Origin of the sequence: Bartonella florencae, assembly GCF_000312525.1 — a bacterium.
Lineage (GTDB): Bacteria > Pseudomonadota > Alphaproteobacteria > Rhizobiales > Rhizobiaceae > Bartonella > Bartonella florencae.
Genome location: NZ_HE997452.1, coordinates 428,820 through 442,815 on the forward strand (window position 1 = coordinate 428,820; position 13,996 = coordinate 442,815).

General features: G+C 40.3%; 6 protein-coding genes. 2 read left to right on the plus strand and 4 right to left on the minus strand.

Annotation, left to right across the window (positions count from 1 at the left end; translation table 11 throughout):
* Together BN202_RS04645 and BN202_RS04650 are read left to right on the plus strand one after the other, a co-directional pair.
* Entirely contained in the window at positions 1-1,986 is a 1,986-nt protein-coding gene (locus BN202_RS04645; RefSeq protein WP_019219388.1) for a MacB family efflux pump subunit, read from the plus strand.
* Between the two features lie 924 nt (positions 1,987-2,910).
* A complete protein-coding gene (locus BN202_RS04650; protein ID WP_019219389.1) occupies positions 2,911-7,869 on the plus strand; it encodes a DEAD/DEAH box helicase in 4,959 nt (1,652 codons plus the stop codon).
* 658 nt (positions 7,870-8,527) lie between these two features.
* Here the strand turns inward: BN202_RS04650 and BN202_RS04655 are convergent.
* The 4 genes from BN202_RS04655 to acs all read right to left on the minus strand — a co-directional run bounded on the left by BN202_RS04655 (position 8,528) and on the right by acs (position 13,451).
* A complete protein-coding gene (locus tag BN202_RS04655) occupies positions 8,528-9,196 on the minus strand; it encodes a YdcF family protein (RefSeq protein ID WP_034987299.1) in 669 nt (222 codons plus the stop codon).
* Positions 9,197-9,200: 4 nt separating this feature from the next.
* Complete coding sequence (locus tag BN202_RS04660) at positions 9,201-10,154, minus strand: cell division protein FtsX (RefSeq protein ID WP_019219391.1); 954 nt, start codon at positions 10,152-10,154, stop codon at positions 9,201-9,203.
* Entirely contained in the window at positions 10,147-10,806 is a 660-nt protein-coding gene (gene ftsE / locus BN202_RS04665; RefSeq protein ID WP_019219392.1) for a cell division ATP-binding protein FtsE, read from the minus strand. Before ftsE ends, BN202_RS04660 begins: the two co-directional genes overlap by 8 nt.
* A 686-nt stretch (positions 10,807-11,492) precedes the next feature.
* Positions 11,493-13,451, minus strand: a complete 1,959-nt coding sequence (gene acs, locus BN202_RS04670) for an acetate--CoA ligase (RefSeq protein ID WP_019219394.1) — start codon at positions 13,449-13,451, stop codon at positions 11,493-11,495.
* Positions 13,452-13,996: the final 545 nt, after the last annotated feature.

Below are 13,996 nucleotides of genomic sequence, written 5' to 3' on the forward strand. Positions count from 1 at the left end.
ATGAAGACAGAGAAAGAAGATGCTGTTCTCGTTTTAGAAAATATTGCGCGCACGTTTCCTGCTGGTGAGACATTTGTTACTGTTTTGAAAAATATCAATCTTACCATTAAATGCGGTGAAATGGTAGCGATTGTGGGAGCTTCTGGTTCAGGAAAATCCACGTTGATGAATATTTTGGGCTGTCTTGATCGTCCAACTTCTGGTCGTTATTGGATTTCAGGAAAAGAAATAGCCATCCTTTCTACTGATGAATTATCTGCTTTGCGGCGTAATCGTTTTGGATTTATTTTCCAGCGCTATCATTTGCTTAATGAATTGACAGCGCTTGGCAATGTGGAAATTCCAGCTATTTATGCAGGATATGCACCAAGTGTGAGAAAAAAACGTGCAAGGGACCTTTTAATACGCTTGGGTATGGGAGACCGCATCCATCATCGTCCAAACCAGCTTTCAGGAGGACAGCAACAACGTGTGTCAATTGCTCGGGCACTCATGAATAATGCTGAGGTTATTCTTGCTGATGAGCCAACAGGAGCACTAGACAAAAAAAGTGGGCAAGAAGTCTTGCGTATTCTCGATGAACTGCATCAAGAAGGGCGCACCATTATCATTGTTACCCATGATATGGAGGTAGCTAAAAGAGCAAATCGTATTATTGAAATCAGTGATGGAGAAATTATTGCTGATAAGTCCTCAAAAGATGTAAAAACGAAAGCGAATGCTCAACCTCTTCAAGAGAAAAAAAATCTACAAGATCCCAAAACACTTGGTTTTTTTCGTTCTTTTGCTGAACGGTTTCGTGAAGCATTTGTTATGGCGTTGTTGGCAATGAATGCGCACCGAATGCGGACTTTTTTAACAATGCTTGGGGTCATTATCGGTATTGGGGCGATTATTGCTATGGTTGCTTTGGGAAATGGTACACGGGAAAAAATACTGGAAAATTTTAAGAGTTTGGGGTCTAACACGTTAACAATTTTGCCTGGAAAAAGCCTCTCTGATCCACAAGCAGAGAAAATAACCAGTTTGGTGGAAGCAGATGCAGAAGCTCTGTCTGGGTTGTTCTATGTTGCTGGTGTAACGCCTCAGATTTCAGCAAACTCTACGATTCGTTTTGGTTCTGTTGAAGTTAATGCTGTAATTTCTGGGGTAGGGGAACAATATTTTCAAACACAGGGACTTAAAGCTGTTCAAGGGCAGCTGTTTGATCAAAAAAGTGTGCATGAGCGGGCGGTTGAACTCGTCATTGAAAAAGAAGCACTGGCAGCGCTTTTTCCTCATGGTCATGGGAGTCCCATAGGAAAAATTGTTCATTTGGGTAATGTTCCTGCGCGCATCATTGGTGTGGTAGATCCGCAACATATGGGAGGAGGTACCTCAAGTACGTTGCAGGTTTATTTGCCTTATACAACCTTACAAACACGTTTTCTTGGCACAACACAAGTTCGGGCTATTACCGTGAAGATTGCTGATCATATTGATTCAAATTTAGCGGAGAAGATGGTAAAGCGTTTCCTTATTATGCGCCACGGTGGAGAGGATTTTTTCATTAGAAATTCTCAATTCTTTCGTGATCGTATCACGGAAAGCACACATATTTTAACGCTTTTGGTGTCTTCTATTGCTGCTATTTCATTGATTGTGGGTGGTATTGGGGTGATGAATATTATGCTGGTGACTGTTTCGGAGCGGATCAATGAAATTGGGGTGCGTATGGCAGTGGGGGCGCGTCAGAGTGATATTTTGCAGCAATTTCTCATTGAAGCAATCTTGGTGTGTGTCATTGGGGGTGGACTTGGAATTCTCTTTGGTCTTTCTATCGGTGGTTTGTTTTTGCTCTTTAAGGCACCTATTCACCTCGTCTATACGTTGGATTCGATCATTATATCTCTTACTTTTTCCACTCTCATCGGGATATGTTTTGGCTTTTCGCCTGCACGGCAAGCTTCACGGCTTGACCCTGTTGTTGCTCTCTCGCGTGATTAAGTGGGTTATCAACCTAAGGCATGTTTGTTGTTGCTGTTCATAGGGAATGGAGTGTTTGCGAAGAGAAATATGGCGAGGTATGCTGTGTGAAGTATTGAAGCTCATGTTTAGGCCGTGAATTATCATGATGTTAGAACTGCGTAAGAAAGAAAAATAAGCCGTTTTATGGGTTAAAGATGACATTAAAAAACTGCAGGGGACTTTTGCCTTAAAAATTAAAGCTTATGGGTTTTGTATGAAAAAAACATTCGGTTCTCTTTGAAGTTAGGCATTTTTTCTCCGATGTATAGAAGTTGTTTTATGCATGAGGGTAAGATATCCATATAAAAGCAGGAGGTGGTCGAATTTCTAGATTTTCTAGAATCCTGTATTCTGCAAAGGCTTAAAACAATTGTAACTTTTGTGTTGATTTTAAAAGTGATGATAGGTGGTGCATTTTGTTGTGCTGAAGTTTTTACAAGGACATTCAGATGTCTAAAATGCCTGTTAATTTATGCCAAACGGTTTTGTGCAGCCGGTGGTGTTTGATAGATAAAGAGTGTGAAATTGTTTATAGTATTTGTAGGTTTGTTTTCTGTGTGTACTTAGATGTATTAAAAAGTGTAAAGTTGTAAAAAGATAGGATTTTTAAGCTGTTTAGATCATCTTTGTAAGAAAGATATAGCCATACAAATTGAAAAGCGAGCGCGGTGTGAATGGAATGCTGTATTGAACAGGGATGCAGGGGAACAATAAGCTATACTCCTTGGGCTTAGAGTGAAATTTTATTCATTTATTTTATTCTGTTTAGAAAATATTTCATTGTAAATAATGAGTCGATTCAATAGATGTAGCAGTCTAAAGTTTTTTAGCAAGCGTAATAGACATTGATGAGTTTGTTGAGATGCGATAATTGAAGGTATTTTAAATTGGGGGGGGGGAAGCATGACGACGCTACAATCGCTTTTACAGATCTATCGTGATGAAGCGCGTACCGAACGGGATAAGGGCACGTATTTTGAGCGTTTTGTTCTTGCTTATCTGACCCATGACCCTCTCCAGTCTCAGTGTTATGAAAAGGTTCAGACTTTTAAAGATTGGGCACATGAAAATGGCCATGATGGTCGTGATACCGGTATTGATCTGGTGGCAAAGCTTCGTCATGAAGATGGTTTTGCGGCAATCCAATGTAAATTTTATGATGAATCCTATCGGATTAGGAAAGCAGATATTGATAGTTTTATTTCAGCGTCAGGTAAGGCGCCATTCAAGCGTCGTGTTGTAATAGACAGTACCATTAATGCTTGGAGTGATAACGCTGAAACAATGATACGGGGACAGGATATTCCTGTTAACCGGATTAGTCTTTCCGATTTGCAAAAAAGTCCAATCCGTTGGGAGACTTTTGCAGCCAAAGGCACAATTGTGCTGGAGAGTAAAAAGAAAATTCGTCCCCATCAGGGGGAGGCATTGCGTTTTGTGCGTGCGGGATTGGCTGAGGCTGATCGGGGTAAGCTCATTATGGCTTGTGGAACCGGTAAGACATTTACCAGTCTTAAAATTGCTGAGGATTTAGCTGGTAAGGGCAAGTTTGTTTTGTTTCTTGTACCCTCTTTGGCATTGATGTCACAGACGGTGCGTGAATGGACAACGGATGCAGAAATCGGGTTGCGTTCCTTTGCGGTCTGTTCTGATACACAAGTAGGAAAGCGTCGTAAAAATAGTGATGATGTTGCAGAAATTGATGTGTGTGATCTTGCTTTTCCAGCGACAACCGATGCAGCAAAACTGGCAGAACAGGCGGGTAAGAGTGTTGCAGATGAGATGAGTGTTGTGTTTGCAACCTATCAATCCATTCAGGTGATTGCGGATGCTCAAAAAAACTATGGTTTTCCAACCTTTGATCTGATCATTTGTGATGAAGCGCATCGTACAACAGGGGCAACGCTGGAGGGAGAGGATGAATCTAATTTTGTAAAGGTGCATTCCAATGATGTTATTCGTGCCAAGAAGCGCCTTTATATGACAGCAACGCCCCGCATTTTTGGGGATAACGCAAAAAGCCGCGCGAATGAAGCCAATGCTGTTCTCGCTTCGATGGATGATGAAAAGCTTTTTGGCAAAACACTTTTTTATCGGGGGTTTTCTTGGGCTGTACAGCATGACCTTTTAACAGACTATAAGGTTATTGTCTTAGCCATGGATGAAAAACTCGTGAGTTCCGCTGTTCAAAAGCGCCTGAGTGATAGTGAGTCTGGGCTTATTCTTGATGATGCCACGAAGATTATCGGCTGTTATAAGGCGCTCACAAAACAAAATATGAAGGCTGATGTTGGGGCTGATCTGTATCCCATGCAGCGTGCTTTGGCATTTTGTAAAGATATTCGCAGTTCTAAACTGGTTCGTGATGAATTTTCTGCGGTTGTGGAAGAATATCTTGAGTATACGCAAGAGAATGCGGAAAATGCACCATTTTTGAAATGTGAAGTTGAACATGTTGATGGTACTTTTAATGCGAAGGACCGTGGTGCACTGCTTGATTGGTTGAAAGCGGAGTGCGATGATGATGTTTGTCGTGTTTTGACCAATGCTCGTTGTTTATCGGAGGGGGTGGATGTTCCGGCTCTTGATGCCATTATGTTTTTAAATCCACGTAAGAGTCAGATTGATGTTGTGCAAGCGGTTGGGCGGGTGATGCGTCGCAGTGAGGGCAAAAAGATGGGGTATGTCATTTTGCCAATTGGTGTTCCTTTTGATACGCCAGCGGAACAGGCTTTGAACAACAATGATAAATATCGGGTTGTTTGGCAAATTTTAAATGCTTTGCGCGCACATGATGATCGTTTTGATGCGACGATTAATAAGGCATCGTTGGGGCAAGATATCAGCAATGTGATTGAGATTATTGGGGTGACGAAAAGTACTGAGTTACAGGCTGTGACGGCTGTTGTAGATCAACTTCCTATACGGGCACAACCGGCACGATCGAACATTGGAAGTCCTGAGCGTGATCTCCTTTTTACAGGTGGTCAAGGGCAACTTTCCTTCTCTGTGGATCAGCTTTCGCGTGCGATCATGGCAAAGATTGTTAAAAAATGTGGGACGCGTGATTATTGGGAAGATTGGGCAAGCAATATTGCGGAGATTGCTAAAAATCATATCACGCGCTTAACAGCTATTCTAGCAGAGCCAGACACGAGGTCTCGTCAAGCCTTTGACCAGTTTTTAGCAGAACTGCGTGATGATTTAAATAATGCGGTGACAGAAGCTGATGCGATTGAGATGTTGGCACAACATATCATTACGCGTCCTGTTTTTCAGGTGTTGTTTGAAGGCTATCAGTTTACGCGTGAGAACCCTGTTTCGCGTGCTATGCAACAGATGCTTGATGTGCTTGATGAGGCCAATCTTGATAAGGAATCCAAAGATCTTGAGAAATTTTATGCCAGTGTAAAGTTACGCGCTAGTGGCATTACAGATCCACAAGCAAAGCAGAGATTAATTATAGAGCTTTACGATAAATTTTTTCGTTATGCTTTTCCACGCACGGTCGAAAAACTCGGCATTGTTTATACCCCCGTGGAGGTGGTGGATTTTATCATTCATTCTGTCAATGATGTGTTAAAACAAGAATTTGGCCAAACGCTTGGCTCATCTGGGGTGCACATTATGGATCCCTTTACCGGAACGGGCACCTTTATCACGCGCCTTTTGCAATCAGGCTTGATAAAACCAGAAGAAATGAAACACAAATTTTGTCATGAAATTCATGCCAATGAAATTGTGCTTTTAGCCTATTACATTGCAGCTATTAATATTGAGACGACTTATCATGGGTTGATGGGGGGTGATTATGTTCCCTTTGAAGGAATTTGTCTGACCGATACCTTTCAGCTTTATGAGCAGGAAAAAGATTTGATTAGTGATTTGTTGGTGGATAATAGCACCCGCAGGTCGCGCCAGAAGGAACTGGATATTCGTGTTATTGTTGGCAACCCTCCTTATTCGGTAGGGCAAAAAAGCGAAAACGATAATGCAAAAAATATTGGCTATCCTAAATTGGATCATCGTATCCGTGAAACCTATGCTGCTCAATCTAGTGCGAGCAATTTTAATAAACTTTATGATAGTTATATTCGTGCCATTCGTTGGGCAAGTGATCGCATAAAAGACTGCGGTGTGATTGGTTTTGTAACGGGGTCAGGTTATGTTGAAAAATTAGCAATGGATGGTCTCAGAAAAAATTTGAGTAAAGAGTTCTCGAGTCTTTATGTTCTCAATTTGCGGGGAGATATTCGTAAAAATATGTTGAGCAAAGGGCGCGCGCAAGAAGGGCAAAATGTTTTCGGCAGTGGCAGCATGACAGGAATTGCTGTGACACTGTTTGTTAAAAATCCTGATGCTACGGGATCTTGTAAAATTTACTATCATGATATTGGTGATAATCTCACAACAAAAGAGAAACTGCATGAAATTCAGTATTTGGGCAGTGTTGGTGGTATCAAGCGTGAATATGGTTGGCAGGTGATCACACCGGACGCGCATGGTGATTGGCTGGATCAACGCAATAGTGATTTTGAAAAATTTTTAGCTTTAGGTGATAAGAAGGGCAGTGATAAAAAGCTTTTTGAAAATTTTTCTTGTGGTGTAAAAACTAGTCGTGATGCTTGGGCCTATAACTCTAGTCATAAAGATTTATTAAAAAATATGAGCGATATGGTTGCTTTTTATAATAGCGAAGTAGAACATTTTAATGTTATGCATCTGCATTCTGATCGTAAGGTGCGTGCAAATGCTGTAAATGATTTTGTTGATGCAGATGCTAAAAAGATCAGTTGGAATTATTCTCTCAAACAAGATTTAATCAAAGGAAAGTCTTTTAGCTTTGAGAGAGATTGCTTAACGCAAAGTCTTTATCGTCCTTTTACAAAGCAGTGGCTCTATTATAATCGAGCTCTTAATGATAGTGTTTACCAAATGCCGCGTATCTTTCCGATAGGGCAAGTGGTTGAAAACAGAGTCATACAAATTACGGGAACTGGAGCAAGAAGTGGTTTTTCTGTCTTAATGACTAAAAGTCTGCCAGATTACTATGCAATAGATAATGGACAATTTTTTCCACGGTATGTTTATGAAAGTGCTGAATTTTCAGAGAATAAAGAGGAGGGTCAGGTTCATTTGTTTGCAAATTTTGGGGAGGAAAGTAAAAAAGCTGGTCTGCAGCGGCGTGATGCATTGACAGATGAAGGGTTGGCGCATTTTAAGGCTGCCTATCCTAGTGAAGTAATTACAAAAGATGATTTGTTTTATTATGTCTATGGAATTTTGCATTCTGAGGATTATCGTGCGCGTTATGCGCATAATCTGGTCAAAGAATTGCCACGGATTCCAACGGTTAAAAAGGGAGAAGATTTTTGGGCTTTTGTAACAGCGGGGCGAAAGCTTGGCGATTTGCATATGAATTATGAAGAGGTTGAGCCCTATCCGGTTAGCTATAAGCAGGGGGATCCGAAAACTTGGGTGATTGCTGACGCGGAGAGTTTCTATCGTGTTCAAGCGATGAAATTTGCGGGTAAGCGCGGTGCTATTGATAAAAGTCGTGTGGTTTATAATAGCAATATCACGATGCAGAATATTCCTCTTGAAGCGTATGAATATGTGGTGAATGGTAGACCCGCTCTTGAATGGGTAATGGAACGGCAGATTGTCAAAACCGATAAAGCGAGTGGCATTGTGAATGATGCTAATAGCTATGCTGTTGAGACGGTGGGTAATCCAGCTTATCCTTTGGAATTGTTTCAACGGGTTATTACGGTAAGCTTAGAAACCATGAAAATTGTGCGTAATCTGCCAAAATTGGAAGTGCGAGAAACTGAAAAGGTTCAGTTGTCCATTGTGCGGTAAAACAGCCTCTCGCGTGGTTGTAAACAGCATTTTTGAGGGTCGAGCGCACCTGAAACTTTCTCTATGAGATGTCGTTTCATTGCAGAGAGGAATTTCACAGTATGGTCCTAGAGCATCGAAAAATATTATCCTTTGAGCCGTTGGTGTTCTTTTATATGTGAGATTTTTTGTAAAACTATGGGCTGAGGCTTCAGGTTGATGTGTGGGAGTCTCTTATTTTAAATCTGTTGAGAGTGAAGTAATTAAAATCATGTTCTTGCATGGTACTAGTGAGATCGAGATGTTTTTGTTTAGGAGAGGTGAGAAATGCCTTTTATGTTCTTAAGAGGCAAGATATTGCAAGATGAGGGGTGTTATCGTTTGAGAGTGTGGCTTATGGGTTTTTTTTATGAAACGTAGGAGGAATTTTATAGTGGTTTGGAGAGCTATTATTTTAGGGGGGATATATACATGAATAGTGCTGTGAGATGAGCTTGAGATGTTTTCAGAAATATCTTTTTAATACAGACATCAGATATGTGTGTGTGTAACACAAGTGTCTTATCTTTGGGGCGTTTTGCTTTCTATGAGAGCAAGGTTTGCTTGTTGAGTTTTATGGAGTGCAACGCATGATTCGATCAGCAGGTGGCAAGATTTTCAGAAAAACAGTGGGGAAAATTCAGAATGCGGTTCTGATATAGACTTGAATTGTTTTGATGTATTGAAATGCAAGAATACGGATTTGGTTGATCTGTTGTATCATGCTTTCATCACCGCTCTTTTTAACAGGATAAGCAATGAAATTGATATTAGGCATTAAGTATTTAAGTTCACGTAGCGAGCGCCATATGTGGTAATCATGGGTGACGATGTACACTGTTTTATAACGGTGTTTTTTGATCCAAACCGCACTTTCTTCCGCATTTCCTCTTGTGTTAATTGCTTTGTGTCCAATGTCAACGCAACAGGTGAAGAGTTGGGGGGTAATATGGGGGCTGTGCATGAAACTTTTTAGCTTGGTTTTTGTGTTGACGCCACTGATCAAAAGCCGCGAACCAAGCCCCTTTTGTAAAAGGTTAAGCCCTGTCTCTATTCTATTTTCTCCTCCTGTCAGAACAATGATGGCATCGGCTTTGGGGAGAGGATTTGGTGGTTGAAGCCGTTCGGTTTTTTCAGAAAAAATAATAAAACCAATACAGAAAAGAAGAACGATTATCGAAAGAGCAAGTGCGGTCGGGGGGAAATAGCGAAACAAGCGACGCCATGGGTGGCATATGCTCCATTTTTTTAAAGAGCGTTTTGGGCTGTCTTCCATCAGTGATTGAGGATTGTATGAATCGTGAATCATAAAATTAAAATAAACCGTTTTCGCATTGATCAATTTTTTTGAGCTGCGCTAAAATAGTCATGCGGTTTGTAAGTGTGGTGAGAAAAGAAACAAAAACGATAAGGCCAATGATTTTTCCATAGGGAAAAGAGTGTGCGGAAAGGTGTCCGAATAAGGCGGTTATTTGACTCGCCTCTACTTTCCCTAAGTTATAGTTTGTCCAAAAGACAAAAATAGCAAACAGAAATGCACTTGCAATACCACCATATAATGCACCACGAAGGGCAGTTTTTAAAAAATGCCAGTCGAATTGTCGCGCAATGAAAATGGTTTCTGTGCCAAGAAAATATAACACATTGATAATATGTGCATTTTCCGCCAGTGCATTGCGTGTGGCAAAGATAATTGTGAGTATCAATGAGCCTAAAACCAGTATTAAAATTGAAAAACCAATCAAAACAGTGGTGTGTGCCATGGTTGTAAAACGCTTGACCCAAACACGGTGATCGTCAAACTGACCTCCCGGGATTTGTGCTTTTATTGCCTGACTGATGGCATGAAAATCAATTTCTTCCCTATCCTTTAGGGTGACGATGATGAGGCGGGGAAGGGGCAATTCATTTAAATTAAAACCCGTTCCAAGCCATGGCTCGAGCAGTTTTTCAGTGGCCGTTTGGTCAACAATTTTCGCATCTTCTACACCAGGAAAGGTTTTTACCAATTCTACGGCATCATGAAGAGATTTTTCAATATCAACATTCTCCATGGGGCGTATTTGAATGGTTGCTTCATAGCTAATTTCACGACTCCAATTCTGTGCTGCACGGTGAACTAAATCAACACCAATTAAGGTGAGACTTGAGAGAAATGTCATAATAGCAATCACGGCAACCAACGCTTGCCCAGAAATATTGCTTCTGGGAATAATCGCCGTTGTGTTTTTTTGATTTCTGGTGAAAATAGGGAAAGACTTATTCATGAATTGTCATCCGTCCATTATGGAGAAGCATACGTCGTGCGGCGACTTGTTCCATCAGAGCTATATCATGGGTGGCAATGACGACCGCTGTCCCAAAACGGTTTAATTCAATAAACAAACGGAGCAGGCGTTTTGCCAGTGGTGGATCAACATTTCCTGTCGGTTCATCCGCAAGCAAAATTTCAGGTTGATCAATGAGTGCGCGGGCAATGGCTACCCTTTGTTTTTCTCCTCCAGAGAGAACCGGTGGTAAAACGTGAATATGATCGCCAAGACCTACCCAACAGAGAAGATCTTCTACTTCGCTGCGATAAGTTGCTTCTTCTTGTCCTTTAATGCGTAAGGGGAGAGAGACATTTTCATAAGTGGTCATATGATCAAGGAGACGAAAATCTTGAAAAACCACGCCAATACGTCTTCGTAGTGCCGGAAGCTCTTGCCTTTTGAGCAATGCCGTATCCTTGCCAAAGAGATCAATATGACCACGCGTTGGTTTGAGTGCTAAAAACATCAGACGCATTAACGATGTTTTACCCGCCCCCGAGGCACCCGTGAGAAATTGAAATGAGCCAGCAGGAATATGAAAACTAATATCACGAAGAACTTCAGGGCCCATTCCATAGCGTAGACCGACGTTTTCAAAATGAATCACTTTTCGTTACCACTTCTGCTTTTTCTGCTTTTATAGTGTATCACTTTTAGAACTTTAGCTCCTACTACTTTAGCTCTTGTTCATACTCTATAGCTTGCAATATTTCTTATTTTTTGAGAAATATTATCTATAAAATATCTCTTATATTTCTTTATTTTATCTTTATTTACGATTTTAGCAGGAATTCCAAGGTGTTTCTAGCAGAAACATGAGAATTGTTCCTCACTGTTTTTGGGCATAGTGCTGATCTTATTCGTTTGGTGGTCGATAAGGTGCATGATGTATTTGATTACTTTGGTGTGTGTTAAAATTCATCTTTTATAATTTTAAATGTTGCTTGTTTTTTCTTTTGCAAGACATTTATTTATAAAGATAATTTATCATTTTGCAATTTGATAAGAAAGTTTTGCAGACAGTAAAATTTACCCATGGCAAGCCTTTTATGATATGCATTTGCGCTTCATGAGAAATGTGCGTGTGGATAAATATCTTAAGAGAAGTGCTAATATCTTTCTTATAAGTGCTCTCAATATTGGGAGCAGTGACAATATTTTGCTTTGGGAAATAGAAGATTTTGCGTTGGTAAATGGAAGCGCGGTATGAGGTGAGATCTTTATCGGTGGCTTTAGCAAAACTGCTGGGATTGTTTTAGCAAAAAGGCTAAAGCCCACCGGTGGTATTGTGCCCTAAACCGTGGTTTCTTTATTTTGGCGGTTGGCAATAAGGTCTTCAACCACTTGTGGTTCGGAAAGAGTTGAAATATCTCCTAAATTATCAAAATTATTTTCAGCAATTTTTCGCAAAATACGTCTCATAATTTTCCCCGATCGCGTTTTGGGAAGCTGAGGGGCAAACTGAACTTTATCCAATATGGCAATGGAGCCTATTTCTTTTCTCACATGCTTAATCAGCTCGTTGCGCAATTCTTCACTTGGGGTTGCCCCTTCCATGAGAGTGACAAAACTATAAATTCCTTGTCCTTTAATGGGGTGAGGGTAATCAACAATAGCGGCTTCTGAAACAGCAGGATGCAAAACAAGTGCTGATTCAATTTCAGCTGTTCCTAGCCTGTGTCCGGAGACATTGAGAGTGTCATCAACCCGTCCTGTAATCCAGTAATAGCCATCCCTATCGCGTCTACAGCCATCGCCTGTAAAATATTTCCCTTTATAGGTGGAAAAATAAGTTTCAATAAAGCGCTCGTGATCCTTATAGAGCGTGCGCATTTGTCCTGGCCATGAGTCAACGATGCAAAGATTGCCTTCTGCTTCACCTTCAAGAACATTTCCTTGATCATCTACGATTTGCAGTTGAACCCCAAAGAAAGGACGTGTAGCTGATCCTGCTTTAAGCGGTGTTGCACCGGGCAAGGGTGTAATTATATGCCCTCCCGTTTCTGTTTGCCACCATGTATCAAGAATGGGGCAGTGACTGTTTCCAACCGTATGATAAAACCATTCCCATGCTTCTGGATTAATGGGTTCACCTACGGTCGCTAAAAGACGCAAGGATGTTCTTTTCGAGTGCTCAACAAAGGAATTGCCCGCACCCATTAAAGCGCGAATAGCTGTTGGTGCGGTGTAGAATGTATTGACTTGGTGTTTGTCGACAATTTCCCAGAATCTTCCCTTATCAGGAAAAGTGGGGGTGCCTTCAAACATTAAAGTGGTCGCACCATTGCATAAAGGCCCATAAACCAAGTAAGAATGCCCCGTAATCCAGCCAATATCGGCCGTGCACCAATAAATTTCACCGGGATGATAATCAAAAACATATTGATGGGTCATGGCTACATAAACAAGATAGCCTGCTGTGGTATGCAAAACACCTTTGGGTTTTCCCGTTGAACCTGAAGTATAAAGGATAAAAAGGGGATCTTCAGCGTTCATTGGTTCTGCTGGACAATCTGTTTTGGTATGCGCTATTTCTTTATGGTACCAAAAATCACGTCCCTCTACCCATTCAATTGGTCCACAGGTCCGCCGTATAACCATGACTTGGTCTACATGCACATTTTGGCGCGCTGCAATCTCAATAGCATGATCAACATTCTCTTTTAAATTAATTCGTTTGCCACCACGTAATCCGTGATCTGCGGTAATGATAAAGGTCGATTCACAGTCAACAATGCGTCCTGCTATTGCCTCAGGAGAAAAGCCAGCGAAAATCACCGAATGAATAGCACCAATCCGAGCGCAAGCGAGCATGGCATAAGCTGCTTCAGGAATCATGGTTAAGTAAATGGTGACTTTGTCACCTTTTTTGACGCCGTGGTTTTTTAAGATATTGGCAAAACGGCAAACATGTTCATGAAGTTCGTTATAGGTGATTTTTTTATCATGATAGGGATTATCCCCTTCCCAAATGAGGGCGATTTTATCACCATGGGTTTTTAGGTGGCGATCAATGCAATTATAGGCAACATTTGTTATTCCATCCTCGTACCACTGAATTGGTACATTATCATAAAAGGAAGTATTTCTTACTTTTGTGAAAGGTTTAAACCATTCAATGCATTGACCGTGTTTTGCCCAGAAACTTTCTGGATCATTGATGCTTTCCTGATACCATTGTTTATAGGTCTCCTCATTGATGAAAGCATTTTTTTTAATATCATGTGGTATTGGATAGATTTTTTCAGACATAAGTTCCCCATTTTAATTTATTTTTAGAAAAATCAGCCATTTTAGTTTTATATTTTGGCAGAGTTTTTCCAATTTTTTTCTTAAATAAAAATCTTCATTTTGAGGTTATACTAAATGACAAATATTGGAATAGTCAATTTTTAAAATCTGATGTGATGATATTAAAGAGAGTATTTTATGTTTTTAGGATACTCAAATGCGGCAAAACCTATTGCGATATAGAGCTTTTTATAAACGCATAAAGACATTAAAAAATACCCTAGGAGAGGGAATGAGAGTGCTTTTTTGATGAGAATATTTTTATTTTGTACTTACTCGTTTTAAAAGAATAAATTTACTAAATATTAATAGCAACCAAAATATCTACATAAACTATCAGAAATAAAAAATAGAATTCCTACAAATAATCCTGTTATTATAGATAGTTTCCAACTCCAACCACCGAATGTTTTAACAAAAGTAGCATATATAGGGATAAATACAACAATTATTAATAACAATCTTGCAATTTTATAAAGAATATCAATTATATAAAAATCCTTATT